Source organism: Leptolyngbya sp. 7M (assembly GCF_018128485.1).
On record NZ_CP070897.1, the window covers coordinates 6,381,849 to 6,406,174 of the forward strand.

27 protein-coding genes and 6 pseudogenes are annotated in these 24,326 nt (G+C 53.3%); 11 read left to right on the forward strand and 22 right to left on the reverse strand.

Translation table 11 applies throughout. The features are described from left to right. Positions 1 to 154: 154 nt before the first annotated feature. The gene (locus JVX88_RS34130) at positions 155 to 544 is read right to left on the reverse strand and encodes an HpsJ family protein (RefSeq protein WP_211623184.1); all 390 of its coding nucleotides are present in this window, start codon (positions 542 to 544) and stop codon (positions 155 to 157) included. Positions 545 to 1,083: 539 nt separating this feature from the next. On the opposite strand from JVX88_RS34130, the gene pgl reads away from it, so the two are divergent. Continuing rightward, positions 1,084 to 1,443, forward strand: coding sequence for a 6-phosphogluconolactonase (gene pgl, locus JVX88_RS34135; protein WP_211623186.1), 360 nt, complete (start codon positions 1,084 to 1,086; stop codon positions 1,441 to 1,443). Here pgl and JVX88_RS34140 read toward each other — a convergent pair. Next, positions 1,431 to 1,862 (reverse strand): ABC transporter ATP-binding protein, encoded by a 432-nt coding sequence (locus JVX88_RS34140; RefSeq protein WP_211623195.1) that lies wholly within the window; start codon positions 1,860 to 1,862, stop codon positions 1,431 to 1,433. The genes pgl and JVX88_RS34140 overlap by 13 nt on opposite strands. A 95-nt stretch (positions 1,863 to 1,957) precedes the next feature. Here JVX88_RS34140 and JVX88_RS34145 point away from each other — a divergent pair, with 95 nt between their 5' ends. After that, a complete protein-coding gene (locus tag JVX88_RS34145) occupies positions 1,958 to 2,152 on the forward strand; it encodes a hypothetical protein (RefSeq protein ID WP_211623197.1) in 195 nt (64 codons plus the stop codon). A 103-nt stretch (positions 2,153 to 2,255) separates the two neighbouring features. On the opposite strand, the gene JVX88_RS34150 is transcribed toward JVX88_RS34145, so the two are convergent. Both JVX88_RS34150 and JVX88_RS34155 read right to left on the reverse strand, forming a co-directional pair. Further along, positions 2,256 to 2,564, reverse strand: a complete 309-nt coding sequence (locus tag JVX88_RS34150; RefSeq protein WP_211623199.1) for a hypothetical protein — start codon at positions 2,562 to 2,564, stop codon at positions 2,256 to 2,258. A 65-nt stretch (positions 2,565 to 2,629) separates the two neighbouring features. Beyond that, complete coding sequence (locus tag JVX88_RS34155; RefSeq protein ID WP_211623201.1) at positions 2,630 to 3,352, reverse strand: PTS transporter subunit EIIC; 723 nt, start codon at positions 3,350 to 3,352, stop codon at positions 2,630 to 2,632. Between the two features lie 69 nt (positions 3,353 to 3,421). On the opposite strand from JVX88_RS34155, the gene JVX88_RS44730 reads away from it, so the two are divergent. Beyond that, positions 3,422 to 3,982, forward strand: a complete 561-nt coding sequence (locus JVX88_RS44730; RefSeq protein WP_410503743.1) for a DUF2993 domain-containing protein — start codon at positions 3,422 to 3,424, stop codon at positions 3,980 to 3,982. Here JVX88_RS44730 and JVX88_RS34160 read toward each other — a convergent pair. The 9 genes and pseudogenes from JVX88_RS34160 to JVX88_RS34205 all read right to left on the reverse strand — a co-directional run. Continuing rightward, positions 3,879 to 4,094: pseudogene (locus JVX88_RS34160) on the reverse strand (30S ribosomal protein S3); the annotation flags it as partial. The gene JVX88_RS44730 and the pseudogene JVX88_RS34160 sit on opposite strands and share 104 nt — an antisense overlap. Before the next feature lie 29 nt (positions 4,095 to 4,123). Then, on the reverse strand, positions 4,124 to 4,486 hold the full coding sequence (gene rplV / locus JVX88_RS34165; protein ID WP_211623214.1) for a 50S ribosomal protein L22: 363 nt from the start codon (positions 4,484 to 4,486) through the stop codon (positions 4,124 to 4,126). 45 nt (positions 4,487 to 4,531) lie between these two features. Then, on the reverse strand, positions 4,532 to 4,810 hold the full coding sequence (gene rpsS / locus JVX88_RS34170; RefSeq protein WP_036002416.1) for a 30S ribosomal protein S19: 279 nt from the start codon (positions 4,808 to 4,810) through the stop codon (positions 4,532 to 4,534). Positions 4,811 to 4,873: 63 nt separating this feature from the next. Further along, positions 4,874 to 5,038, reverse strand: a pseudogene (gene rplB, locus JVX88_RS43585) (50S ribosomal protein L2); the annotation flags it as partial. 305 nt (positions 5,039 to 5,343) lie between these two features. After that, positions 5,344 to 8,064, reverse strand: a pseudogene (gene glgX / locus JVX88_RS39965) (glycogen debranching protein GlgX); the annotation flags it as partial. Beyond that, the gene (locus JVX88_RS34190; RefSeq protein WP_263975389.1) at positions 8,061 to 8,636 is read right to left on the reverse strand and encodes a peptidylprolyl isomerase; all 576 of its coding nucleotides are present in this window, start codon (positions 8,634 to 8,636) and stop codon (positions 8,061 to 8,063) included. The gene JVX88_RS34190 and the pseudogene glgX, both read right to left, overlap by 4 nt. After that, entirely contained in the window at positions 8,599 to 9,756 is a 1,158-nt protein-coding gene (locus JVX88_RS34195) for a TonB-dependent siderophore receptor (RefSeq protein WP_211623224.1), read from the reverse strand. The genes JVX88_RS34190 and JVX88_RS34195 overlap by 38 nt, the downstream gene beginning before the upstream one ends. A gap of 576 nt (positions 9,757 to 10,332) precedes the next feature. After that, entirely contained in the window at positions 10,333 to 10,545 is a 213-nt protein-coding gene (locus JVX88_RS34200) for a DUF2839 domain-containing protein (RefSeq protein ID WP_211623226.1), read from the reverse strand. Positions 10,546 to 10,624: 79 nt separating this feature from the next. Beyond that, positions 10,625 to 11,053, reverse strand: a complete 429-nt coding sequence (locus JVX88_RS34205; protein ID WP_263975390.1) for a helicase C-terminal domain-containing protein — start codon at positions 11,051 to 11,053, stop codon at positions 10,625 to 10,627. Between JVX88_RS34205 and JVX88_RS34210 the strand changes: the two genes are divergently transcribed. Both JVX88_RS34210 and JVX88_RS34215 read left to right on the forward strand, forming a co-directional pair. Beyond that, positions 11,048 to 11,620, forward strand: coding sequence for a CHAT domain-containing protein (locus tag JVX88_RS34210; RefSeq protein WP_211623227.1), 573 nt, complete (start codon positions 11,048 to 11,050; stop codon positions 11,618 to 11,620). The genes JVX88_RS34205 and JVX88_RS34210 overlap by 6 nt on opposite strands. Before the next feature lie 686 nt (positions 11,621 to 12,306). Next, entirely contained in the window at positions 12,307 to 13,440 is a 1,134-nt protein-coding gene (locus JVX88_RS34215) for a hypothetical protein (RefSeq protein ID WP_211623228.1), read from the forward strand. A 60-nt stretch (positions 13,441 to 13,500) separates the two neighbouring features. On the opposite strand, the gene JVX88_RS34220 is transcribed toward JVX88_RS34215, so the two are convergent. Continuing rightward, positions 13,501 to 14,856, reverse strand: coding sequence for an ABC transporter substrate-binding protein (locus tag JVX88_RS34220; protein WP_211623230.1), 1,356 nt, complete (start codon positions 14,854 to 14,856; stop codon positions 13,501 to 13,503). On the opposite strand from JVX88_RS34220, the pseudogene JVX88_RS42655 reads away from it, so the two are divergent. The 3 genes and pseudogenes from JVX88_RS42655 to JVX88_RS34230 form a co-directional block, all read left to right on the forward strand. Then, positions 14,741 to 15,079 (forward strand): annotated as a pseudogene (locus JVX88_RS42655) (DNA cytosine methyltransferase); the annotation flags it as partial. The gene JVX88_RS34220 and the pseudogene JVX88_RS42655 sit on opposite strands and share 116 nt — an antisense overlap. Positions 15,080 to 15,373: 294 nt before the next feature. Beyond that, positions 15,374 to 16,654, forward strand: a complete 1,281-nt coding sequence (locus tag JVX88_RS39975; protein WP_315875379.1) for a DNA cytosine methyltransferase — start codon at positions 15,374 to 15,376, stop codon at positions 16,652 to 16,654. Positions 16,655 to 16,754: 100 nt separating this feature from the next. Next, on the forward strand, positions 16,755 to 17,063 hold the full coding sequence (locus tag JVX88_RS34230; protein WP_211629117.1) for a hypothetical protein: 309 nt from the start codon (positions 16,755 to 16,757) through the stop codon (positions 17,061 to 17,063). Here JVX88_RS34230 and JVX88_RS44735 read toward each other — a convergent pair. The 5 genes from JVX88_RS44735 to JVX88_RS34255 form a co-directional block, all read right to left on the reverse strand. Next, positions 16,987 to 17,280, reverse strand: coding sequence for an SAM-dependent methyltransferase (locus tag JVX88_RS44735; protein ID WP_211623241.1), 294 nt, complete (start codon positions 17,278 to 17,280; stop codon positions 16,987 to 16,989). The two genes, JVX88_RS34230 and JVX88_RS44735, sit on opposite strands and share 77 nt — an antisense overlap. Positions 17,281 to 17,325: 45 nt before the next feature. Then, positions 17,326 to 17,682 (reverse strand): Fe-S cluster assembly protein IscX, encoded by a 357-nt coding sequence (gene iscX / locus JVX88_RS44740; RefSeq protein ID WP_410503744.1) that lies wholly within the window; start codon positions 17,680 to 17,682, stop codon positions 17,326 to 17,328. After that, positions 17,646 to 18,065 (reverse strand): 2Fe-2S iron-sulfur cluster-binding protein, encoded by a 420-nt coding sequence (locus JVX88_RS44745; protein ID WP_211623253.1) that lies wholly within the window; start codon positions 18,063 to 18,065, stop codon positions 17,646 to 17,648. Before JVX88_RS44745 ends, iscX begins: the two co-directional genes overlap by 37 nt. 115 nt (positions 18,066 to 18,180) lie before the next feature. Then, positions 18,181 to 18,444, reverse strand: coding sequence for a hypothetical protein (locus tag JVX88_RS34250; protein ID WP_211623255.1), 264 nt, complete (start codon positions 18,442 to 18,444; stop codon positions 18,181 to 18,183). A 3-nt stretch (positions 18,445 to 18,447) separates the two neighbouring features. Further along, positions 18,448 to 18,681, reverse strand: coding sequence for a hypothetical protein (locus JVX88_RS34255; protein WP_211623257.1), 234 nt, complete (start codon positions 18,679 to 18,681; stop codon positions 18,448 to 18,450). Between JVX88_RS34255 and rpsB the strand changes: the two are divergent. Beyond that, a pseudogene (rpsB, locus tag JVX88_RS44750) lies at positions 18,672 to 19,406 on the forward strand (30S ribosomal protein S2); the annotation flags it as partial. The gene JVX88_RS34255 and the pseudogene rpsB sit on opposite strands and share 10 nt — an antisense overlap. A 78-nt stretch (positions 19,407 to 19,484) precedes the next feature. Here the strand turns inward: rpsB and JVX88_RS44755 are convergent. The 3 genes and pseudogenes from JVX88_RS44755 to JVX88_RS34275 all read right to left on the reverse strand — a co-directional run. Beyond that, a pseudogene (locus JVX88_RS44755) lies at positions 19,485 to 19,910 on the reverse strand (homocysteine S-methyltransferase family protein); the annotation flags it as partial. 250 nt (positions 19,911 to 20,160) lie between these two features. Next, a complete protein-coding gene (rpmE, locus tag JVX88_RS34270) occupies positions 20,161 to 20,466 on the reverse strand; it encodes a 50S ribosomal protein L31 (RefSeq protein WP_211623259.1) in 306 nt (101 codons plus the stop codon). Positions 20,467 to 20,495: 29 nt separating this feature from the next. Beyond that, positions 20,496 to 20,717 (reverse strand): hypothetical protein, encoded by a 222-nt coding sequence (locus tag JVX88_RS34275; protein WP_211623261.1) that lies wholly within the window; start codon positions 20,715 to 20,717, stop codon positions 20,496 to 20,498. Between JVX88_RS34275 and JVX88_RS34280 the strand changes: the two genes are divergently transcribed. Beyond that, the gene (locus tag JVX88_RS34280; RefSeq protein ID WP_211623263.1) at positions 20,716 to 21,897 is read left to right on the forward strand and encodes an ABC transporter ATP-binding protein/permease; all 1,182 of its coding nucleotides are present in this window, start codon (positions 20,716 to 20,718) and stop codon (positions 21,895 to 21,897) included. The two genes, JVX88_RS34275 and JVX88_RS34280, sit on opposite strands and share 2 nt — an antisense overlap. Before the next feature lie 439 nt (positions 21,898 to 22,336). Further along, entirely contained in the window at positions 22,337 to 24,235 is a 1,899-nt protein-coding gene (locus JVX88_RS43600) for an iron uptake porin (protein ID WP_211623273.1), read from the forward strand. The last annotated feature ends 91 nt before the right edge of the window (positions 24,236 to 24,326 follow it).

The following is a 24,326-nucleotide window of genomic DNA, read 5'->3' on the forward strand; positions in this document are numbered from 1 at the left end:
TTTCAGCATCAAGACATCATTCAACCCAGTTAAAGACTAATATCAATTCTTCTAAAGTCAGGCTATAGATTCGGCCCCCATCCATCCTCTCCGTGCTAAGGGAAGGTACCGGAGGCGGAGGGGGAATCCTTTGTGGTTCTTACTTGAGGTATGACTAGCAGCCCACAGTGAATACAGCGTTCATAAATAGGTTGTGAACAAGGGGGTGTGGGGGCTTCGCCCCCACGCAGGGGCCCAGTAAACTCGCTAGAACATAGGCCCAAAAGCGAGGATCTTGCCAAAGGGATTTCTTTTCTTTTTCTAAGCCACCTTCAACCGCGAAGCCAATCAGGAACAGCACAATCCCAACCAGCGGCACAATCCCCCGCTCAACCCATGCCGTGACAAAGCTAATCTGCCACGACCGATCCAGAAATTGATAGGGTAACGGCAGGATGAACATGTCCAACAGGGCAGCCAATGTAATCACCACGCCAGCAGTCTTGAGGATCAGAGCGACTAGCGACGGAACGGAACGGCTGCTTGATACTTTCTTGGAGGTCATGGCAAGAATAAATCCGAACTTGACTTCTGAACTTGATTAAACTGGCGTAATAAATTGCCTATTCTGATTAATTCGCTTGAGCCGAGCCTGAATCAAGCTCGTACAGCCTGAATCAGGGGCAGGTTAAACAGGTCTCAGGCTTTATTAAACACGATGCTGGTCCCTTGATCATGCGGGCCGATGGGTATAAAACTAGCGCGGCATAGAATCGCTGCGAGCAAATCGGTTGATGCAAGTCGATCCAAAAAAATTGGTCAAATTGATTCAAACCTGAGTCCAACAGTCAACAGATTCAAACCAGATTCAAGCTATAGAGTGCCCCTTGGTCAGCGAAATGCAACAGCGTCCTGGAGAGCACATGGCGACAACTAATAGCAATTTGGGCTACGGGACGGTTCAAAAGTGCGAAACCAGCTTGTAGTTTTACTCAACTTTACTCAACGAACGTTTGGCGATCTTGCAATCTTAAGTGATCCTGATCGATTTTGAGACGACCTATCGAAGTTGAGTAGAGTGATACGGATAGCATGAGGTAGAGCATGACTAAGCGAGTTGAGGTACTAGCAGACAAACCGGCGTTAATTCAGCGCTGTCTAGAGCTGATTCTGGAGAAGCTGCATGCCGCTATTGCTGAGCGCGGTCGATTTACGCTTGCCCTATCGGGCGGCAGCACCCCCAAGCCTCTGTATGAAGCGATGGCTCAGCAAGATCTACCCTGGGACCAAATCCATGTGTTTTGGGGCGATGAGCGCTATGTGCCGCCCGACCATCCCGACAGTAACGAAGGTATGGCGCGAGCCACTTGGTTAAATCATGTGCCGATTCCAGCGATCAATATTCACCCAATGCCAACCGACGCTGCGGATCCAGCCGTAGCCGCCCAAACTCATGTAACCTGAATCACGAGCTGGGAAAAGAAGCGGGCCAGCACATTCACATCGCCATCGATTCGTTCCAGTAACTCTCCGGGCGTGTGGGCTTTGTGGAAGGTTAAATCAAGCTGAAGACAATGGCTAACCAGATCGGCCCGCAGGGCATTTGTGGCGGTCCAGGCGACCGTTTCACCGAAATAGGTCGCAATGATACTAAGGAGTTGGCTCAGTAAGGCGACTCCCAGAAACAGCAGAGCTGCGGTTAGCAGGGCCTGAGGAGGGCCACCGGCCATCGTGGTATCAATAAAATAGCCCAATAGCTGTGGGTTGAAAATCTGTAAACCGATGCTGCCTAATAGGGCAATCGCCAGCCCAGCGACACGACTTTGTTGGGGTTTAAGATAGTGTCCAAGCAGTTCCCCGTAGCGTTTGAAGGGAATGTTCATCCCACATCCTCTCTTCTATCATCCAGGTAATACTGTCATGACTCAACCGCGTTCGATTTTACAAGAATGATGACTTAACGAGAGGATTCATCCAATTGGCGGTTGAGATGATTGCCCTAGTCGAGGCAAAAGGCCAGGATATTCTGTATGGTGCTGTAACAATTGGCGATGCATGGCGTTTCAGTATTTTAGATAGAACACAAAAACGAATCACTCAAGATATCGCCTTGTATCGAGTTCCAGATGATTTAGAAGAGTTAGTTCGATCAATGATTGGCATGATTGAATGAGAAGCATAAGACCACCAGTAGCTTAGCTTAAATTCTGCCGGCTTAAAAGGTGATTTTGGCTCCTAGCGGGAGTTTTTTGGCGTGTAGACGGAATTTTGATTGTTTAAAATCGTTTGATCAGGTGAGTAAGTCGGTACTGCTTCACCTCCCAGAGAGGTTGATTCTTGCCGGATGCCCACATCGTTGTAACGGTACCCTTAGCTTCAATTCGGGCTTCGTAAGTGCCGTGGATGCTGCCATCTGGTGAGGTAAACTCGATCTGCACTTCGACCCAATTGGGATAATCTTCATCGGATGGGTCAATTGCCAACACCTGTCCCGATTTCGGATAGTCCAGCCAATCCCAGCCTTCCTGCATCCAGATCTCTCGTTCTGCAATTTGCTCCGCCCAACCCAATCCAGCCCAGCCCATATAGAAGGGACAAAGTTGCTCAACTGAACCACTGTGCTGGACTAGTAGGTCTACTATTTCACAGTTTAGCCGTACATCATCACCGGATAGAACCCGGCCATGAAGGTGCCCGCTGTTGGATCGCCGGCAAAGAAACGGTTCAGGTCGCCGGTGGCAATTGTGCCGTCCGGTTTGGGATAGGAGCCGAATACAAACCAGACCAGACTGTTGAGAATGTGGTGTAGCCCCAGCGGAATCAGCAGTCGGTTCAGTGTGCCGTAAACAAATGCGCCAATTGAACCGGACGTAACAATCCAGTTGCCGATCGCCTCAATCACCGCCTGGATTGGCGGCCAGATAAAGCCAAACAGTACCGCTAGCAAAAAGCAAACACCGCCCGTGATAATTGGCACAAACCGTTTACCGCCGAAGAACCCCAGATAGTCGGGCAGTTTGATTCTATAAAAGCGGTTGTAGAGTAAACCAGCCGTAACGCCTGTGATAATACCGGCTAATACGCCCATGTTGATATCGGCGTTGATGGCTTTCATCCCCGTTGTCATCACATAGTAACCCACCAAGCCCGCTAGCCCTGCTGCTCCTGCCGCATCCTTGGAAAAGCCAACCGCAATCCCCGCTGCAAAAATGGCCGCCAAATTGTCGAACACGGCTCCGCCCGCTTTGGTCATGACCGGAATATCTAACACATCGGGTGCGCCCAAGCGCAACAGCAACCCCGCTGCTGGCAACACGGCAATCGGCAGCATCAAGGCTTTTCCCAAGCGCTGTAGCTCGCTAAATCCTGCCATTTGTCTTCCCTCCCCCGATTGTGGTTAGTTATTAATGAATCATGTCTGATCAGCGGAACCGTAAATTTGATGGAATTTTTTACGATTGTCCTGTCGGGATTGCTAGGAATTGTTTCGCCGCTTGGGTTTGTGGTGGAGCGGGTGGCAGAAGATGCGATTCGTGATCAGTTGGAAGCTGTGGAAACGCTGGCTGTTCGCGTGGATAATACGCCCAACTATCAATTGGCTCAAGGGACCGTGGATCGAGTGTGGCTGGCAGCGCGGGGTGTTTATCCAGAGGCAGGAATTCGGATTGCGGTGCTGGAGATAGAAACAGATGCTATCCAGGTCGATCCAGGCAGACTGCGGCAGGGTGAACTGGAACTGGAACGGCCCTTGAATGCAGGAGTGCGGCTGGTGCTGACGGAAACCGACCTGAATCAAGCCTTGCAGTCGCCCCAAGTCAGTGAACAACTCCGGAACCTCAGCCTGGATTTTTTGGGCGATCGCGACCTACCACTACACCAGGGCGAGAGGTATGGATCTCCAGATCAATCTGATCGGCCTTACGCTCGATGCGAATCTTGGCGATTCCTGGGCTATCAAGGCTTTTCAGCTTGTAGGGATTGGTTTCGAGAAAGTTGCGGATAGTGTAGTCTTCTTGCAGCAGTTTGGGATAGCGATCGGAATCAGCAAACCAGCGAGACTTGTGCTCTTGGGTAATGCCGAGTCGAAAACCAACTGGATGAATCTTCTGTCCCACGGTACGTCCTCTATCAAAAATTAGAACTTTTAATCTTCTTCCCCACTCGGTGCAACCGCAATTGTGATGTGACAAGTCGGTTTGCGGATTTGGTAAGCCCGTCCCTGAGCACGAGGCCGGAAACGCTTCAGCACCGGGCCTTGATCGGCAAAGGCTTGGGTGATCACCAGATCGGTGGGTTCATATCCCTGATTGTGCTCTGCATTGGCCACCGCCGAACGCAATACCTTCAGGACCGGATCGCAGGCTCGATAGGGCATAAACTCCAGAATAATTAGAGCTTCCCGGTAGGAACGTCCCCGAATTTGATCCAAAACCCGCCGCACCTTAAACGGCGACATGCGAATATATCGAGCAACCGCTTTAACTTCTTCTCCAGCAGCAACAGCCATAATCTTCTCCTTCAGCGATTCGCCTATCGCCAATTACTTCCTTTTCTAGCGACGAGCTTTTTTATCACTCTTAGCGTGACCTCTAAAGGTGCGGGTTGGAGCAAACTCACCCAGCTTGTGGCCCACCATCTGTTCGGTCACGTAGACGGGCACATGCTGGCGTCCATTGTGTACGGCGATGGTATGTCCAATCATCTGAGGCAAAATCGTGGACGCGCGTGACCAAGTTTTGATCACTTGCTTTTCCCCTTTGGCATTGAGTGCTTCTACCTTGCTGAGTAGGTGATCGGCAACAAATGGACCTTTTTTCAGTGAGCGCGACATGGTACCAAACCTCTGTTCAACCTTGCATCCTTCATGTGTTCTGACTCGTGTTTTTAACTAGCCCTACGACTCTCTTCCGCCCCGGCCCCGCTTCGAGGTACGACGACGACGACGAACGATTAACGCATTGCTTTGCTTCCGCTTCTTGCGAGTCTTAGCGCCAAGTGCAGGCTTACCCCAGGGGGTAACTGGTCCCGGGCGACCAATCGGAGCACGACCCTCACCCCCATCCCGTCGCCGTTCATATCGGCAATTCCGTTCACACGTCCTCTGATCGGCCCTCCGAGAAACTCATATTTGTCCCCGCCTACCGCCGAAAGGAGCCGAACTCTTCCCGCGCTGCTGAACACAATGTCATTCGATCCGTTATTATCGATATCCGCAATGAAGATGGAGCAATCATCAGAACCGCTCGACTCTGCCGTACACTTTACCTCGTCTGACATTTCATCAAATGAAGCGACCTCCCAATCGAATCCCGCGCCGACATCGGTAATACGGTAGATCGCATCGCCAACTGCAACTATATCCAGCTTGCTGTCTCCTGTTATATCTCCGACTGCAAATGCCTTTAGGCCGGAGACATTGGGCATATTTCGCTGAACGAATTTCCCTCCGCGTTCATTTGAAAAAACCTGAACTTTTCCGTCTGTAGTAAGAACGATCGCATCCGCATCGCCATCCTCATCGATGTCGGCATAGATCAGATCTGCTGGCTTTCGCGCATCCGAAAACAGTGAGAGCGCCCTAAACGTTCCATCCGAGTTGTTCTGCAACCCGATGAATGATCCGTCTTCGCGGGCCAATACGAGATCAAGGTCGCCGTCATGCTCTATGTCTATTGTCCAAACACCGGTGTATTTTCCGCGCAAGATCTCCGGATCAAGCTTTGTTGCTGTCGTCGCGTCAGCAAATTTCCCCGGCTCGCTTTGTGTAAATAATCTAAAGCCATTCCTGGTCGCAATGGCAAGATCATTGCGGAAATCGTAATCAAGATCTAACACAGCGATCTGCCTGGGAAACTCCGGCTCAACCTCTAACGGTATTTCCCCGATCTTCAACCCATTCCTCCCGGCGATCGCCAAGATCGGCGGCTCATCGCCATTTAGATAAAGAGGGAATGAAAAAAATACTTCATCGTTTGAGCGTTTTTCTGTAATGAATGAAAGTTCTCGGTCAGGTTCGGCAGCCTTGGTTTCCTGCGTCTTAAGACGCAGCGGCTTGTATATAAGACGCCCAACTGCTGTATCGGACGGCTTGAACTCGGCGATCGCTTCGCGAAACCACGGCTCACGTAGCAATACATTCCTTAGAAAAGATATCTGCGTTTGGGCAGTACGAGCATCGTTCCGCTCGGCCGCAGCGGAAACCTGTTCAAAAACCTCCCGAGCTTCATTGGGAAATCGAGTCGAGCTCCCTGCAAGCTTCGAGTCTCGAACTGTATCGCGGTATTTGCCGTTCCACTCGGACCACAGCAGCGGAAATTCGCCCACCTGATAGCCGCCTTCGCCCACATCCCAGGGTTCGGCAATCAGTTTCACATCAGCCAGCACCGGATCTTGATGAATGATGTCAAAAAAGGCCGCTAGTCGATCTACCGCATACAGCTCGCGAGCCAGCGCCGAGGCCAGATCAAACCGGAAGCCGTCTACATGCATTTCCAGCACCCAGTAGCGCAAGCTGTCCATGATTAACTTCAGCACCTGCGGATGGCGCACATTCAGCGAGTTGCCGCAGCCGGTGAAGTCCATGTAGTAGCGTGGCTGGTCTTCGACCAGGCGATAATAGGCGGCGTTGTCGATGCCGCGCAGTGATAGGGTTGGCCCTAGGTGATTGCCCTCGCCAGTATGGTTGTAAACCACGTCTAGAATGACCTCGATGCCGGCTTTGTGCAGATCTTTCACCATTTGCTTGAATTCAATCACCTGCTCGCCCAGGGTGCCGCTGGCGCTGTAGCCGGAATAGGGCGCTAGATAGCAAACGGAATCGTAGCCCCAGTAGTTGCGCAGTCCCCGATCCACTAAATGGCCTGGATAGGCGAGGAAATGGTGCACGGGCATTAGCTCGACGGCAGTGATGCCCAAGGATTGGAGGTGAGCAATAGCGGCGGGGTGGGCTAGTCCGGCGTAGGTGCCGCGCAGGTGAGACGGAATATCGGGATGGAGCTGGGTGAAGCCCTTCACATGGGTCTCGTAAATAACCGTTTCATGGCGAGGGGTTTGCAGCAGGGTGTCGTCTTCCCAGTCAAACCAGTCATCAACCACAATTGCTTTGGGCACCAGCTCGGCATCGTCCTGATCCGAAAACGACAGATCCTGATCGGGGTGGTCCCACCAGTAGCTGAAAATTTCTGGCCCAAATTTGATATCGCCTTCTACCGCTTTGGCATAGGGGTCGAGCAGCAGCTTGTGGGGATTAAATCGATGGCCAGCATGCGGCTCAAACGGGCCATGCACTCGAAATCCGTAACGCTGCCCTGGGCCAATCGAGGGCACATAGCCGTGCCAGACAAAGTTACTCACCTCGGTTAAAGGGAGCCGCGTTTCCTGCCCTGCTTGATCGAACAAGCAAAGTTCTACGGCAGTAGCATGTTCTGAGAACAAGGCGAAATTTGTACCCTCGCCATCCCTGACATTGAGGCGGCTACCGGCTGAAAAGTTGCTAATCGAGCCGCCACCGCTGACGAGCCAGATCCGATCGGGTTCTAGCTGGTTGGTAGGAGTTCGGCCAGGGGGTAAGTTACAAACCACAGCTTGGGATTCGGCTATTAGCGCTAATTCCTTCAGGTCGGCGCTACCGTTAGCCTGACGGTGGAGTTCGGTTCCCAACAGGTCGTAGATCTCGATCAGGGAGCAGCGGTTCCGAAACGCCTGGTCCAGTCGAGGTTCCCGTTTCAGCAACTCTAGAAAATCCGTTGCCGCGACTGTCAAACAGATGCTTTCACGGGAGGCAATCGCCGTTTCGCAAGGGATGCCTCGAATCAGGCCGATCCAGCCTAGAATTTCTCCAGGTTGCAGCAAAGCAAGCGTTACTGGCTTCTGAGTGCGGGGATCATATCCCAACAACCGAATTTGCCCTTGATACAGAATCGAAACTTGGTTCGGCAATCGATCCCGCACCAACACAGCTTGCCCAATGCGGTAGCGCAGCAGTTGAAATTGTTCTGTAACCCGTTCTAAGGCGTCAGGAGCGAGCTGATCAAACGGATCGACGGTTGCCAAAAATTCTTGAACACTAGATTTGGTATAGGTCATGGTGCTGTGGGGGTAACGGCAGAATCAATTGCAGTAGATTCAACAGGTGGGGCCGGCTCGCTGCCATTGGTGGTTTGAGAGACGGTAAATGCACTGATCTGATTCAGTTGCTCTTGTAGCCAATTATTGAAGCATTCATTTAATAAGCGGCGTCGCATCGAGTCGTCAAGCTGGGCTGGAATAAATTTTTCTAACCGAACTAAAACTAACCATTCTCCGACACGAGTGGGAGGTGTCAATTGCCCTGGCTGGCTAAGGGTAAGAATCTGGGCCAAAGTGGGATGGGGAACGCTCAGTTCTACAGGGCCGATTAACCCATCGGTCTGGGCTTCTGGCCCTTGGGAATAGGTGCGGGCTAGTTCAGCAAAACTCTGCTCTCCTTCCAAAATGCGGAAATAAAGCTCTTGAGCAATGCCGGTATCTTGCGTTCGAATCAAGGAATAGATGACCTTGTCTAGCTTGTCTTTGCGGCTGAGGAAGTAGGACTCGAGCTTGGGTCCCCAGGTCAACTGCTTATATTTCTCGATCCGCAGTTCACGGGTAGCGAGGGATTCGAGTTGCTCTGGAGCCATCCCGCTGAAAGAAATCGGGAATGCGGGAGGTAACCCGAGAAAGCTCCACTCCAAATAGAACATCGTGTGCAATTCCCCAAGTTGTAAAACGGCCTGTTAGATCAGTCTGCAAGGCGTAGGACTCTTCAAGTCTCCCAAGTTGCTGTCTAAAAAACCGATCGCTTCCCTCTCCTGTTGCTTCATCCAGGCTATAGGTTTCAGTCGTTAAAGAGTCTGTATTTCGGGAAGTGAGTTGAAAAGCACTCCGAATCGACCAATCTTCATTGAAGTCATGCTCAAACCGCAATCCGGCTCGCCACTGTTCAAAATTGTCTTCATCAAATGGTTCTCCCAACCGTCGGCTAATTGGAATATCGGCTACCTCTGTACCAATGGCAACTAACCCTCGATCGCGGGGTCTCGTATCATCTAAGAACTCTGCATTGAGCAAGATTCGGGTATTGTCGCTAATATCCCAAGCCAATACGGGGGCAACAAAGTACCGTTCAATATTGGTAAAGTCTCTAAAACTGCCTGAACTCAAGTAAGAAGCACTCAAACGATAGCATAGGCTGCGATCGTCATTTAAAGGCCCAGAAAAATCGAGCGAGGGACGATAAAATTCGTAGTTGCCAGCTTGGAACTGAACCGAATAAAAGGGATCTGCCAAGGGTTCTAATGTGATGACGTTGATCACTCCACCTGGCTCAAGTTGTCCAAATAAAACCGATGAGGGACCTTTGAGTACTTCAACCCGCTCAATGTTGGTGGTGTCCAACAGTTCAAAAGGAACACCTCTTCTAAAACCATCTCGCAGGACGGTGCCTTCAAATCCCCGGATATTAAAGATTTCAGCAATCCCTCCCGCCGAATTGGATAGGTTCACCCCACTAACATTTCGCACAATTTCATCAATATCTTGCGCCTGCTGATCTTCAATCACCTGCCGTGGGACAACCTGGATTGATTGCGGGATATCGCGTAAGGGGGTGTCCGTTCGGGTTGCGGGGGTTGCCCTCGACGGGTTGTATCCCTCATCCTGTTCTCCGGTTACAACCACCTGAATCGCATTGTCCTCTGTTCCGGCAGCTTCATTTCCCGGAACTACACTCAGCACTAAACCCTGTGCCTCTGCCCTCACCTCTGCCGTAGGCGGTGCCTCCGTTCCCGTAATTTTGACCCGAATGCCGTCGCCCCTTGGAGTTACTGAGACCAGCGCAATTCTTTTATGTTTTCTTAAACATTCGACAAGAGGTTGACTGTTCTTCTTGTCCCAGAATACAAGTCAGAAAGCGGGGATTCCGTACAAAGAAGGGCTTTGGTAGCTTTGTTTAAGCAGCTTTTATAGATCGCGGCTATTTATGAAGTTGCCGATCAACTACCACAGCCTAACTGATGGTTTCTATCAATAAAGTATCGGGCATGACAGTCAACTGTAGTCCTGTAGTCGCCGACTCGTATAACCCATTGTAATGAGCAACGCATTATCTTGTAATGAGCAACGCATTATCAGACTGCTGATTATCAGACGCTGGTTATTGGACTATTAGCTGATCACACAGATCGACTAATGAGCCGTAGTTATTTCAGCCTAACGCCTTTTGAGGGAACCAAGCAAAAACGTTAGGCTTTGCAACATCTATATTTGCGTGAGTTTACTTAGATTGCTGAGAGTAAGCAAGTTCATTCATGGGTTGGTTACTATTTGCTGTCAGCCTTAGTTCACCTGCCACAGCCCCAGTGCCGGACCAATAAACCGGACAGTTACCCAGTAGAGTACCAACAGGCCAATTCCAATCCAAGCGCCACGAGTTGTCCAGCTCACAAACTGCTGGGCCTGACTTTTCTTGACGGGCAACCACGGAAAAATGTTGGCTTCCTGCCCGTACTTCTCCCCTAAGGTTTCCTTCCGACGTTTCGAGTCTCCCATCGTCCTTTCTTCCTAAAACTTGCTCTGATTTTGATATTAGCGCTTCTCAATCGCCTTATGGAGCAGATCAGAAGGCTTCTCAATCGCGTGCCCCCAGCCCCTCAAACTGGGTAAACAGGCTGGCATCCACATAGTTGATCCGAGCCAGGGGACTCATGGCCGCTAGAACCTGCTGCCCATAGGTGCGGTGATTAACGCGGTTGTCCAGTAGCGCTACTACACCTTGAGACTCACGGACTGGTGCAATAGCCCGCTGCAATTCGGTTAAGGCTTCGGGCAGCAGGTAGAGGCGGAACCAGTCTTGTCGTGCTCGTTTATAGTGAGCAACTCGACCTGCCACGAGCGGATCTTCCAACGAAGGTAGCGGCAGCGTTGTGATCACCAACAAATGCGGTGCGGGCAGCACGGCCTGATGCTGACGCCAAAACTCCCAGCCGCTGATCAGAATGCCATTTTCATCCAGGCAGGTTTTCTCGACCTGAACGCGCGAGCCCCTCAGACTTTGCAACAGCGTGCCTTCCCAAAAATCGAATATCTAACGCCAGAACTAGAGCAAATCCAAAAATTGGTGCAAGCCAAGCAGCCCTTGCTGAACGAAGCCTTTACCGAAACGAATCTAGAACAGCAGCTCCAGGCGGGTGAGTTCTCAGCCATCCACCTCAAAACCCACGGTATTTTTAGCTCGGACCCAGAAGAGACCTTTATCGTCGCCTATCAAGAGCTGATCACCGGCCGCGATTTGGGCCGCTTGATTCAGCTAGGTCGCCTAGGCGAAGCCAGTCCAATCGAGCTATTGGCTTTGAGTGCCTGCTCAACTGCCCAGGGAGATAACCGGGCTGTCCTGGGTTTGGCAGGAGTGGCGGTCCAGGCAGGTGCACGCAGCGTGGTATCTACCCTCTGGGAAGCGCAGGATCTACCCAACACAGAGCTAATGATCCGCTTCTATCAAGAGCTGTTGGATCCGCAGATCAGTCGGGCCGAAGCACTGCGGCGGGCGCAACTGCATTTGTTGCAGCAGGGATATCCAACTCCCCATGTGTGGGCTACCTATGTGCTGGTGGGCAATTGGCTTTAGGAGATAGGTGGATGAGTAGATGAGTAGATGAGTAGATGAGTAGATGAGTAGATGAGTAGATGAGTAGATGGGTGGATGGGTGGATGGGTGTAACTTCCCTAGCAAGTCATGTAGCGTCAAGGATTGGCTAACGACAGCCCCAAACTCACCCAACTGCGCCAACTGAGTTTGCTGTCCGACCAAGATACCCAGGTTTTCAAAAAGGCAATCGTTAAGAAATTCAGCAATTCTTTAAAGCGGTTGTAGCCAAATTCGCTGTGGCGTGAAATGACAAGAATGTTGTTTCCCCTTTCCCTCAAAATTGAAGAAAACTGCAATGTCTATATTAATTGAGCTATACCCAAATGCCGCCAATCCTACTGTGGTGATCGGTTCTGCTTGGCTATTCCATTGAGCTTTGAGCTGTTGGGCTTTAGAGGAATAGATCTAAATCAATAGTTCTAATATTGCCTTTGCATTCAGTCGTCGTTCCTGCGGGGTGGCTGCTGCCATTCCTCAATTTTTCAGGAAATTAACAATGTCTCAGAACCCTCCGATTCAACGCCAAATTCTGCCAATTCCAGATCAAGCCTACTTCGGGTTAACTAAGTCTTTTTCCATCACCGCTGAGCTGGGCAGTACATAGAAAAGTCAGCTGATTCAGCTAAAGTAGTTATATTATCTGGTTCGGCAAGGTGACATCAATAATGGCATTTGAACAGCAAGGAAGTCTCGCGACCAAGAGCATTGAATTACGCCAAAAGTTAAATGCCTTATTAGAAGCACGCGACTCTAATGCTGCTATTCAATCCGAGCAAATTATTTTCGATCGCTTAACCCCTTCGGAACTAACACTACTGAATGCGGATGTAATCGTAACCGCCAACGAAGTTAATCAGCGACATGGAACCGGAGTTTTAATTAATAAGATCTTTGGTAACTGTGCAAATATTTTTTCAATTCGTGCTCACAATCATTATGACGCGGAGCATGATTTCGGTGATCTGAGTGCTGTTATATCGGTACAGGAACTCAGCCGTAAAAATGTATTTTCCAATGTTTTACAAGCTTTTGCTCAGTGTACGTCTCGTCAGGTGATTTGCATTCCGTTTGATCCAGATGAAATTCTAATTGCAATTGCGATTAAGGAATTGTTTGATGTGCCCCTCTGCATGTACATCATGGATGACAACAATATCTACGCCAAAGGCATTCCTGATTCCCTGATGCAAGAAGCACTGACCAAGTCCTCGCTACGATTGGCCATTTCCCCAGAATTACAGCAAGCCTATCAACACAAATACAACCTCAAATTCTGGCTTCTGCCTCCAGTAGTTACAGGCGAATTGATTCATACTGGCATAGGCACAGTCCCAAAACCGCGCAATCCCAAAACGGGAATTATTGTTGGCAACATTTGGGGGCAACGCTGGCTAGACCTACTGCGGCAGACTGTCAAAGGCTCTGGTATTACGATTCACTGGTACTGTAATGCAGCATCTAAAAGCCGATGGTTGCAGTTTGACCCCGCTGAACTAGCACAAGATGGCATTTTCTTTCGCGATCCGCTTCCCGAACCCGAACTGGCCGAGAAGCTGAAAGAATATGCCTTTGCCGTTCTGCCTTCTGGAGTTTTTGACAGTACAGAAACTGAAAATAACCAGGCAGTAGCAAAGCTTAGTTTACCAACGAAGGTGCCATTCATTACGGCAACATCAAATACGCCAATCGTTGTCTTGGGAAGTCGGGAGTCTGCTGCCGCTCGTTTTGTAGAACGCTTCAATTTGGGTATCATTTGCGACTATCATCCCAACAGTTTTCAACAGGCGATCGACCATTGAGTAAAGTAACCCGCGCAGGCGGGTTTTGTCTGTATAGCCGCGTCTTCAGCCGCCACCAGCCTAAGGTACCGCTCCGACCAGTACAGGATTACGAGCATAGGTTTGCTGCAACCCTCTAAATGCCGTCACCTGCCCTCCTGTTTTGGCTGCAAACGCCTGCGCATCTGATTCTAAGAGGAACGCCGCTACCTCATCCCCCTGAGTCACAAAGTAGGAATTTTCGGCGAATAGTTTCCAACCGTTGTTAAGGTCATGCACAAACATCGCATCCGCCGTTTTACCATCCGCCTGCAATTTTGCCAAGGCTTTCAGCATGTTGCTAACAGAGGCAAAGTTAGTCACCGTATCTTCCCCTTGCACCCAATACTGCGCCGCCATCTTTGGATCTTGAATCGGTTCACCAGTCAGAGCATCTTTACCGCTAATCTGAAAATCCTCACCTGCTGCGACAACTTCCTCGTATTTCAGCCCCAGTTCGTTCATCGCTTGCTTAAGGTAGTTTTCATCGATCCAATTCACGACTTCATCCGGATTAACCGGTTTCTCGATCTTACCCAAGCTCGTCAACGTGGCAATACTATTCTTAAGTGCATTCACTTGAACGGCTCGCACTGTGGGGTCCAGCGATTGCAGTCCAGAGGGGCCTAAAAACATGTAGACCACTTCTTTTTCCACACCAGACCATTCCTCAATTTGGGCCGCTAGTTCCTCCGGCTTTTCGCGGAACATCTGATTGGCTTCCAGCACCGCCTTTAAGTAGGCCACGACAACCTCAGGATGGTCTTGAGCGAAATCGGAGCGCACCACAATTCCGTGCAGGGTAGGTATCCCCGTTTGAGCACCATCAAAAATCTTTTTGGCAAATCCCCGGAACGGAAATAGCTCTCCAAACGGAACAAAGTCAGCATGGGCATCAATTTGTCCTGTGCGCAAACTTGAACCGCCCACTTCCGGAGACTGGCTAATCAGTTTAACATCCTTGTCGGGAGTGATGCCAGCTTGTTTCAAAGCTTTCAGAAGCATGCCGTGGGCAGCAGATCCAAAGGGGACAGAGATCGTTTTTCCCTTCAGGTCTGACAGGCTCGTTGCAGCACTGTCTTTCGGGACAACCACCGCGTTTCCTGCTCCAGTGGCACTGTAAGCCAGGGTACCGATAAAAATTGAATCCACATCCTGCGCTTCCTGCTGAAACTTAAACGAGTCTCTTCGCCGACCGGTTCCGAGGGTCGACGCGCCAGTCGTAATGGATCTTTTTGCCGGCTGTGGTGGACTTGCGTTGGGATTCGAAGCGGCTGGCTTTCGAACCTTCGGGTTTGAAATGAAGGAAAGCAATGCTTCGACATATCGAGACAATTTGGGTGCATGTGCGACGACGTTGCTCGAGGTTGGGCAGCCCAAAGCGGTGGCGGATGTCATCGTTGGGGGGCCGCCGTGCCAGCCTTTCAGTCAAATTGGTTATCAGCGCGGCAAGCGGGACGCTCGCGACGGCTTTCCCATTTTCCTGGACGCGGTGAATCGTATTCGGCCGAAGATTGCGATTATCGAGAACGTACGGGGCCTTCTCTTTAGGAATAAAGACTATCTGCGGCAGGTGGTCGCCGAATTGGAGCGGTTCGGCTATCAGGTCGACGCTCGACTTCTCACAGCCTGGCATTACGGCGTGCCACAAAAGCGGGAGCGCGTGTTTGTTGTTGCTTCGACTATTGGGTGGGAATGGCCAGCGGCTGTTTTCGAGCGACCGGTCACAGCCGGAACAGCGCTGGGTGATGCCGCTATCGCGATCCCGGATGGAGCTAGATTCCTCACTCCCGCCATGGATCGCTATATTGCCAAGTACGAAGCCGCATCGAAGTGCGTGCGTCCGCGCGACCTTCACATGGACAAACCCTCTCGGACGGTGACTTGTAGAAATTTGGGTGGCGCGACTTCGGACATGCTTCGCATCAGATTACCCGATGGCCGCCGAAGATTTTTGACCCCTCGGGAGGGCGCCCGACTTCAGTCGTTTCCTGATTGGTACGTGTTCAGGGGTGGAGCCTACGATCAGTGCGAGCAAGTGGGCAATGCCGTTCCGCCGTTGATGTCTCTGGCGGTTGCACGGCAAGCCATGAAAATGATCGAGAACAGGCACTCGCAATCGCGTACTAACAGGAGTGAGCTATTGAACGCGTCGCCAAAGCAAATCCGAATAGAGCAAGCACTCACGATTTTACGCGAAGCTGGTGTGAACGTAAGGGAATTCGGCACCCCTCGCGCGAAGGAAAAGCTCGCGCTTTGTCTGCTTTCAATTGCGCGAATGACCCCCAAAACACCATGGTCAGGTGCCTGGTGCTGGCTTGATGATACCTCAACTGGCAAGCCGATGAAGACCAGGGACATCCTGAGATGGCAGAACTCGGCTCAACCGTCGGAGGCCGCTCTTGAGCGGTCGCGGGAGGTAGCCATGCAACTCACTTCTCATCCCGTCAATCCGTTCTATGCCGAGCGCGTTCGACCATGCTTCGGGGTGGTCAGTTCTAGATCAGTGCGATACGCCAAACTTCCGCTTGCACCCCTGAACGCCAGCCCCGTCCCACACCTGACCAGTTTGTACCACAATGCCGACGCCGGCTCCTATGGTCGCCGCAGCTATCCTGGGAACTGCGGAGGCAACCTGATCCGCGATCTACTGGTCTACTTCCGGCCAACTACGGTCCTCGATCCCATGAGCGGGAGCGGCACCTGCCGCGACGTGTGCAGTGAACTCCGCATTGATTGCCGAAGCGGCGACATTCACGCCGGCTTCGACGCAACAGATGCCCGAGCGATGCTGGCGCTCGCGGGGCCATCCGGTGCTGACTTTGTCTGGGCACACCCGCCCTATTGGCGGCAGAAGCTCTACGCAAGCGATCCGAGGGATCTGTCGAGAACAGAATCCCTCTCGGACTTTCTTGATCGGTACTCCGCTTTCATCGAAGCTGCCACGAGCGTACTGGCACCGAGAGGACGACTCGCCATCCTGATGGGCGATTACAGCGACCGCCAAGAGGGCTTTGTTCCTCTGGTCTATCACACGAAGCGGCTGGCGTTCGACGCGGGGCTGGAGCAGTGCTGCACGGACATCATCCGATTCAGTCACGGAGCGTCGAGCAGCCGGAAGGTCTACCGCTCGTCATTCATCCCTGGTCTTCACGACGTGTGCATGGTGTTCGAGCGGCCCGATCAATTTCGTTGACAGTGCCGCATAACGTCCTTTATGCTGCACCCGACTCAACGGTGAGCGGACTCGGTTCAGAAGCGTGATCGTCTCCGGCGCCAGACGCACGGAGGCGATCATGACCGGCTTGACACTCATTGCACCGGGATTCGGTGAGCTGGCTCACCATGCCGTTTCAGTACCAGCAGCGGTTTCCGCCGCCGGCGAGCACGCGGCACGCCGCTTCATCGAGTTCTTTACGGCAACGATCCGAAATCCGAACACGCGACAGGCATACGCCCAGGCGGTGGTGCAGTTCTTCGATTGGTGTGACGTGCACGGTGTCAGCGACGTTCGCCGCACCGAGCCCGTCATCGTCGCGGCCTACATCGAGCGGTTGATGCGAGAACGCTCTGCTTGGGACCGAACGCCGTGCGGACCTCCTTGAGATCGATGCCGATCACCACGCCGCGCGGGCCGACCGCTTCGAGAGCGACCTGGATCCATGCCCCCGGAGCGCACCCAAGGTCGAGCACCCGTGCGCCGGTTCTCATCAGCCTGAAACGGCGGTCGATCTCCATGAGCTTGTACGCCGAGCGCGCGAGGTATCCCTCTTCCTTGGCCTGTTTGAAGAACCGGTCGTGCAGCACCCTGCGAGACGCCATGCTCCACCCCTCAGCCGGCCCGCCCGAGAACGCGGGCTGCCATGATCAGTCTTCGTCCTCGTCGCCGCCCCGGTCTTCGCGCTCCTCGATCCAATGCCGCTGGATCGCCTCGAGGATCTTCTCATTCGAGGGGTGCCCAGGCTCCTCTTTGAAGCCCGGCAGTTCCGACACGAGCTTTCGGAGTTGCGGGAATCCGATCCGGTACGGATCGAGGTCCGGGTGACGCTCGGCCAGCATCTCGCCGATCAACTGCACCTCAAGCCACCCGAAAGTCTTTGCCGCCACGTTCCGCTCCCCATTTCGTCGGCGCCGGGCCACGCTTCGGCCAGCGCGAACGTCATGCCATTGAGCAAACGCCACCCCGTTCAGTGCGGGATCTCCTTGATCGCGTTGCGGTTCCATGCCGGCACGCGCACGTGGATCGGCCCATCCCCCTTGACCACGCACTGGCACGAGAGTCGGCTGTTGCGCTGGAGCCCCGGAGCCTCCTCGACGCGGTCCTCCTCCGCCTCGGTTGCCTCGCTCAAGTCCTCCATGCCCTTCTCGATGTAGACGTGGCACGTTGAGCACGCGCACACCCCGCCGCAGGCGTGCTCGATGTTGATGCCGTGCTCCATGGCCACTTCGAGCAGGTGCTCGCCCTTCGCCGCCATCAACTCGTGGACTTCCTTGTTGCCGCCCGTGAGCGACTCGGGATCCTCCAGGTGGTAGACCACCTTCACCGTCGGGGGCCCGTGATGATGGCCCGAACTGCGCAAGTGCATGCCGAACTCCCATCGGTCCATCTCGGCCCGGCGTGCTCGCCGGTCCTCTGTTGCGAACCGCTCCAGTCTAGGGATGCACGGTCCACCTCCGACCTACCCTCCCGTCATGTCCGATTCGGACCGCCGAACTCCTGATCTAGACCTCTCCGTCGTCGCTCCGGCCCACAACGAAGAGGACAACGTCGCTGGCGGCAATGCCGCGCAGGCCGCTGTCGACCAGCACCGTCGCAGAAGCGAGTGCGGTCCCGATGAAAAGAGCGATGAGAGCGAATGCGAGCATCACGACTGATCCCTGATTATGTCGACAAGCCTGTTGATGGCCTGTGGAAATCTGGCGGTTAACGTCTGCTGACGAGCTTATGTTCCGCCACCAGAGGCAATGTTCTTTATCTGTTCTCATCAGTCAAGCTCTTTTTGCGGCAAAGGCCCCCATCCTGTCGGCGAATTGAGGGTGGCTTTTTGCGCCATGCCTCGCTAAGGGGCCGCCTTCGCCGCGAATCCTTGCCCGCACCGGGCCGGGAAAGCGGCGAAAATCCACATGGGAAGCGCCCATACCGGTGCCGCCAGCGGGATCTCCGCAGCGGTTCCAGCTTCCCAGAGGCTCAACCGGAAAAGGAACATACCACCATGGCGGCACCTACCGTCTCTATGCAGCAGCTCATCGAAGCTGGCTCGCACTTCGGCCACCAGACCCACCGCTGGAACCCGCGCATGAAGCCGTATATCTTCGGCGCGCGCAACGGCGTCCACATCATCGACCTGTCGCAGACCGTGCCGCTGTTCGCGCGCGCGCTCGATTTCGTCGAGGCGACCGTCCGCTCGGGCGGCAAGGTCCTGTTCGTCGGCACCAAGCGCCAGGCGCAGGAACCGATCGCCCAGGCCGCGCGCGCGGCCGGCCAGCACTTCGTCAACCACCGCTGGCTCGGCGGGATGCTGACCAACTGGAAGACCATCTCGGGTTCGATCAAGCGCCTCAAGACGCTTGAAGAGCAGCTCTCGGGCGACACTTCGGGCCTGACCAAGAAGGAAGTCCTCCAGCTCACCCGCGAGCGCGACAAGCTCGAGATGAGCCTCGGCGGCATCCGCGACATGGGCGGCATCCCCGACGTGATGTTCGTGATCGACGCCAACAAGGAAGACCTGGCGATCAAGGAAGCCAACGTGCTCGGCATTCCGGTCGTCGCGATCCTCGACACCAATGTCGATCCCAGCGGCATCGCCTTCCCGGTGCCCGGTAACGACGACGCGGCACGCGCGGTACGCCTCTACTGCGAAGCGATCCGCGACGCGGCGGTCTCGGGCCGCGGCGGCAAGGTCGTCGATTCGGGCGCCGACGTGGGCGCGATGGAACAGCCTCCGGTCGAGGTCCAGGCCGAAGCGGACGGTCTCGATGATGAACAGGTCCACCCCGCCGTCGATCAGCCCGCGCGCCTGCTCGCGATAGCTGTCGAGCATCTCGTCCCACGTGGTGTTGCCGAGCGTCACGAGCTTGGTGCCCGGGCCCATCGACCCCGCCACGAACCGGGGCTTGTCCGGTGTCGAATGCCTCGCGCACGCCGCCCGCGCGACCTCAGCCGCCTTGCGCGCCAGCGAGTACGTCTCGGGCATCAGGCCGAACTCGGCCAGCACCAGTTTGTTGGCACCGAACGAGTCCGTCTCGACCACGTCGGCCCCGGCGACCAGGTACTTCTCGTGGATGTCCAGGATGACATCGGGACGGGTCTTGACCAGGATGTCCGTGCAGTTCTCGCAGCCGCAGTAATCCTGCTCGACGGAGAGGTTCCGCGCGTAGATCTGCGTCCCCATTCCGCCGTCGAACACCAGGGTTCGGCGGGAGAGCTCATCGAGAAACCGGGCACGCGCCATCGCTCAGGGCCTCCACAACCTCGGCCCGGAAGCTGGCTACAGCCACCCGGTGCCGACTTCCACGGCTTGATGTTCATCCGTTCTGCCGGATGAATGGATGAAGTCTAACCACTGCCCGACTCCGGTCAAGCATCCGGGGTGTCAACGAAGCCAAGCCGAGGCTGAGAGGTCCGAAAAACACAGACGCCCAGCTCCTTGGCTGGGCGTCCACGCTTCCGCACATTGACCCTCACGAAGGAGGATCCCAACATCAGGGCTTCTTCTCCCCCTTGCCGGGGGTCTGGACCTTGTCCGTCCCGATGTCCACCGGCTTGGCCGCCTTCGGGCCCGCCCTTTCCTTGGGCTGGAAATAATTGCCCGCGTACTTGCGCTGGAAGCGCTCGACCCGGCCTGCTGAGTCGATGAACGTCTGCTTGCCCGTGAAGAACGGGTGCGAGCCGGACCACACTTCAACGTGCAGCTCGGGCACCGTGGCCCCGACGGTCATCACCACCTGACCGTTGTGGTAAACCTTGCACGAGGGGTAGTAGGTCGGATGGATTTCGGACTTCGGCATCGCGCAACTCCCAAATCACGGCCCCAACATTAGCCCAATCCTCCGCCCCGCGTCCACTCCCGATCCCTGCCCATTCCCGTGCCCTCGGACGCCGATCGGGTCAGGCCATGCCCCGCGACCCGGTTCGGCCCGCCGTACGCTCGGACGATGCCCGGCACCAGGGAAGTGTCTGAGTAGGGAAAGTGCCCTGAGTAGGAGGGTATAGTTAGGCTGCGGCAGTTTTGCCTATTTCTAAAAGGTGGAAGAATCATGGATCGATTGAATCTGAAAGTGTTCCAGCAGTTTTGGACGATTGCTAAAACCTATTGGCAGAGCGATGAAAAATGGCAGGCTAGAGGGTTATTGCTGGCCGTAGTGCTGTGTTTGTTAGCTTACACCGGATTGAGCGTTGTGCTAAACAACAAGCGAGGTGTATTGATTTCGGCCCTTTCTGCTCAAGATGAACCGCGCTTTTGGCAAACGGTTTTAATTTTTTTGGCCGTATTGGTAATCTACGCTCCGCTACTGGCAGGGTATCAGTATCTGCGGGACCGGCTGAGTTTGCAATGGCGGCGCTGGTTGACACATCGGTTTGTAGATCATTATTTCCGTGATCGGGCCTATTACAAACTGCACATGTTCGCCACCGAGATTGATAACCCAGATCAGCGAATTGCAGAAGATGTGCGTAGCTTCACCCAAGAGTCGCTCACCCTTTTTCTGGTGGTCGTTGAATCCGTGCTGTCGATTATTGCCTTTAGCGGTGTACTCTGGGGCATTTCTAGACCACTGGTGTTTTTTCTGCTGCTCTACGCTGTGTTGGGTACACTGGCTACCACTGTGGTATTTGGCAAACCGCTGGTGCGGCTTAATTATGAGCAGCTCAAAAAAGAAGCGAACTTGCGTTTTGGTTTGGTGCGGGTACGGGAGAATGCCGAAGCGATTGCCTTTTATCGTGGTGAAGAACAGGAGTCAGAGCAGATTAAGCAGCGCTTTCTAGCCGTATTTGAGAACGTCAAGCGCTTGCTAATTTGGGAATTAAATCTGAATGTATTGACGAATGCCTACGAGTTTATTCCGTTTATTCTGCCAGCATTGGTCGTGGCTCCGGCTATCTTTGCAGGCGAGATCGAAGTTGGGAAAGTCAGTGAAGCTCAAGGGGCATTCATTCGCGTCTTTTTCTCGCTCAACGTAGTCGTGGCTCGCTTCCAGGCTTTGACTACCTTTGGAGCTGGAATTAGCCGGTTATATCAGTTTTCTGAATTTCTCGATCAGGAGCCAGCAACTGAGCAGAGCAGCGACATCAGCCTGATTCAAACCACCGCTGCTGAGCAGCTAGCATTGGAGCATCTGACGCTAGAGACGCCGAATCACCAGCGGCATCCAAACGATTTTGGCCACACCGGGCGTCAGACCAAACCCTTCAAGGAGTTCAATAAAGCTGGCTTGTAGATCAATTCCTGGACTCATGTTTCTTGCTGAACTGAGTGGACCGTATGGCTGGCGTACTGAGTTATTGTGAAGTTTTTTCGCTAGCCTCCAGCCTTAGTATACCGTTGCATGGTTTTCCTTATGGTCTGCCGGACGACAAGAAGATCTGCTAATTAGCATAAGCCCGTCTTAAGACTCCGAGGGTGAACTGCTGTATTTCGTCAAGCTCTGACGAGGTTGCTCATCAGCATCAAGTTAGTTCTATAGCAGAACTTAGAAAAATCAGAGGCTGCCAAGCAGAGTTCTTTACCTGCCAAAACGATTACGAATCCGTAATTGCCGAGGTGAACCAAGTTTTACCAAAAATGTGTCACTTTTTGCACTTGTCAGTATGATGTGGAGCTATTCGTCGCGTCTAGCGGCTGACTGTCTTATTCTGTGGTGATTTGTTTCGAGAACCATGCAGATTCCTTCCTTCCCTGAATGTAATCATCCCCTTGTGCAAACGCTGCATCACCATAGCGACCGCGAGTTGTTGACCCTGTTTCAGCGCCACCCCGAGAGCGGTAAATACTTTACGGCCATCTTTTGTCGCTACAGCCCAATCGTCTATTCGCTGATCCAGCATTCGGTGCGCTCCCCGGCTCAAGCAAACTATTTATTTGCCGTGACTTGGCGGCACCTATATTACGAGCTTGGGGGCTTAGATTTAAACGGCAAGCTCGTCCAAAGCCCTACCTTTTCGTTGCAAAGCTGGTTAATTCAAATTACGGCTCTCTGCATCAATCGAGTCGCTCTGCCAGCAGTAGAAGAGATTAACTACTCCCTACCTGCGGCTTCGCCGCCCTTCTGGTGTTTTGTCGAGCAAGCCCTGGATCGTCTCACTCCCCGTCAGCGGTTCATTATATTGATGGCGCAAACATTTCACTGGAGCGAACCCCGGATTTCGGCCTATCTACAAGCCGAGGGAGAAGTCATCTCGTCCCAGGAGGTGCAGCAGGAGCTAGCCGACAGTTACCAACAGCTAGAGCTAGCCCTACCCGAAGATATCTGCGCCATCTATTTAAATCGATCGATGCCCGATCCACTCAGCAACAACCGAGATGAGTTGGAGTCAATTTTCCGACTGGATCCAATTGAAGCCGCCAATCCCGGTTCAAGGTCTGATTTGGAGGATACAAGTCAAGAGCATTCGTCTGCGAATACACCAATTGATTCGCACCGAACCATAGATCAGACAGGTTGGGATGAAACCGATCAAGATGAGACCGATCAAGATCAGGCCCAGGAGTCAGAGGAGCCAACAACCGAGGAACCTGTAACCGCTGCTGACAGTGCCTTACCAATCGCTCCAGATCTCACCTTACCTGAGACGCCCCTACCCGACTTGCCATCAACCGCACCCACTGCCATACCTATTACTACACCGGGGGCCGCTGCGCTCAGTATTCCTGGCAATGGAGCCAAAACCAGCTCAATGGCGCAGATAACTTCGGTGAGTGAGCTGGCCGATGTACAGCCTAGCGACTGGGCCTATAAAGCACTGCAATCGCTGGTGGAACGCTACGGCTGTATTGTCGGATATCCTGATGGCACCTTCAGAGGGCAACGGGCCTTGAGCCGCTACGAGTTTGCTGCGGGTCTCAATGCCTGTCTCGACCGCATCAGTGAGCTAATCGAAGCTAGTACTGCTGATCTGGTCACTGAGGAGGATTTAGCAGTGCGGCAACGGCTGGCCGACGAGTTCCAGACGGAACTGGCTGTTTTACGGGGCCGGGTTGACGGCCTAGAAGCGCGAGTAGCCGAGCTGGAAGCCAATCAGTTTTCTACAACCACCGTGCTGCGGGGGAACGCAATTTTTGCCGTGGCCGATGTATTCGGTGAAGGCGATAATAACCAAACCGTGTTTCAACATCGCGAAAACCTGAACCTCGTCACTAGTTTGACAGGCGAAGATATGCTATTGCTCGGTCTCTATGCTGGAAATGCCCTCTTCGGCAGTTTGAATGCCGATCCGCCCTATACAGGTGTGTTTGACCTACCGGGCACCGAGGTAGAAGCCGCCGTGGGTGGTGTAGAGCAAACAGTAAAAGCTTCTACGGCAGAAGGCACGCTATCCTCCCAATTTGCGGGCCAAACCGGAGACACGCTGCAAGCCCTGACCTTGGCCTATAGTTTTCCGATTAGTCAGCAGGTTAATGTTGTCTTTGCCCATGCCTCGGCTCCATTTCAACTTTATGCTCCGACCCTAAACCCATATCTGAGCGATTTTGAGAGCGGTACGGGTGCAATCAGTGTATTTGGTGAATATAATCCCATCTATACCCTTGCAGGTGAGCAGTCACAGGAAAACAAATAATTCGAGGTTTAAGTATAAGTCAGGATCTTGCCATATGCAAGATAACCCTCAACTTTACCTCAAGGTCGATAATTCAATTCAGTATAGCGAG

What these genes read in the sequence shown, in the direction of transcription:
- JVX88_RS34130 (WP_211623184.1), bottom strand. Translation starts at nt 544, where the DNA reads ATGACCTCCAAGAAAGTATCAAGCAGCCGTTCCGTTCCGTCGCTAGTC.
- pgl (WP_211623186.1), top strand. Translation starts at nt 1,084, where the DNA reads ATGACTAAGCGAGTTGAGGTACTAGCAGACAAACCGGCGTTAATTCAG.
- JVX88_RS34140 (WP_211623195.1), bottom strand. Translation starts at nt 1,862, where the DNA reads ATGAACATTCCCTTCAAACGCTACGGGGAACTGCTTGGACACTATCTT.
- JVX88_RS34150 (WP_211623199.1), bottom strand. Translation starts at nt 2,564, where the DNA reads ATGGGCTGGGCTGGATTGGGTTGGGCGGAGCAAATTGCAGAACGAGAG.
- JVX88_RS34155 (WP_211623201.1), bottom strand. Translation starts at nt 3,352, where the DNA reads ATGGCAGGATTTAGCGAGCTACAGCGCTTGGGAAAAGCCTTGATGCTG.
- JVX88_RS44730 (WP_410503743.1), top strand. Translation starts at nt 3,422, where the DNA reads ATGGAATTTTTTACGATTGTCCTGTCGGGATTGCTAGGAATTGTTTCG.
- rplV (WP_211623214.1), bottom strand. Translation starts at nt 4,486, where the DNA reads ATGGCTGTTGCTGCTGGAGAAGAAGTTAAAGCGGTTGCTCGATATATT.
- rpsS (WP_036002416.1), bottom strand. Translation starts at nt 4,810, where the DNA reads ATGTCGCGCTCACTGAAAAAAGGTCCATTTGTTGCCGATCACCTACTC.
- JVX88_RS34190 (WP_263975389.1), bottom strand. Translation starts at nt 8,636, where the DNA reads ATGGCTCCAGAGCAACTCGAATCCCTCGCTACCCGTGAACTGCGGATC.
- JVX88_RS34200 (WP_211623226.1), bottom strand. Translation starts at nt 10,545, where the DNA reads ATGGGAGACTCGAAACGTCGGAAGGAAACCTTAGGGGAGAAGTACGGG.
- JVX88_RS34215 (WP_211623228.1), top strand. Translation starts at nt 12,307, where the DNA reads ATGGCATTTGAACAGCAAGGAAGTCTCGCGACCAAGAGCATTGAATTA.
- JVX88_RS34220 (WP_211623230.1), bottom strand. Translation starts at nt 14,856, where the DNA reads ATGACATCCGCCACCGCTTTGGGCTGCCCAACCTCGAGCAACGTCGTC.
- JVX88_RS39975 (WP_315875379.1), top strand. Translation starts at nt 15,374, where the DNA reads ATGCTTCGCATCAGATTACCCGATGGCCGCCGAAGATTTTTGACCCCT.
- JVX88_RS34230 (WP_211629117.1), top strand. Translation starts at nt 16,755, where the DNA reads ATGACCGGCTTGACACTCATTGCACCGGGATTCGGTGAGCTGGCTCAC.
- JVX88_RS44735 (WP_211623241.1), bottom strand. Translation starts at nt 17,280, where the DNA reads ATGGCGTCTCGCAGGGTGCTGCACGACCGGTTCTTCAAACAGGCCAAG.
- iscX (WP_410503744.1), bottom strand. Translation starts at nt 17,682, where the DNA reads ATGGAACCGCAACGCGATCAAGGAGATCCCGCACTGAACGGGGTGGCG.
- JVX88_RS44745 (WP_211623253.1), bottom strand. Translation starts at nt 18,065, where the DNA reads ATGGACCGATGGGAGTTCGGCATGCACTTGCGCAGTTCGGGCCATCAT.
- JVX88_RS34250 (WP_211623255.1), bottom strand. Translation starts at nt 18,444, where the DNA reads ATGAGAACAGATAAAGAACATTGCCTCTGGTGGCGGAACATAAGCTCG.
- rpmE (WP_211623259.1), bottom strand. Translation starts at nt 20,466, where the DNA reads ATGCCGAAGTCCGAAATCCATCCGACCTACTACCCCTCGTGCAAGGTT.
- JVX88_RS34280 (WP_211623263.1), top strand. Translation starts at nt 20,716, where the DNA reads ATGGATCGATTGAATCTGAAAGTGTTCCAGCAGTTTTGGACGATTGCT.
- JVX88_RS34275 (WP_211623261.1), bottom strand. Translation starts at nt 20,717, where the DNA reads ATGATTCTTCCACCTTTTAGAAATAGGCAAAACTGCCGCAGCCTAACT.
- JVX88_RS43600 (WP_211623273.1), top strand. Translation starts at nt 22,337, where the DNA reads ATGCAGATTCCTTCCTTCCCTGAATGTAATCATCCCCTTGTGCAAACG.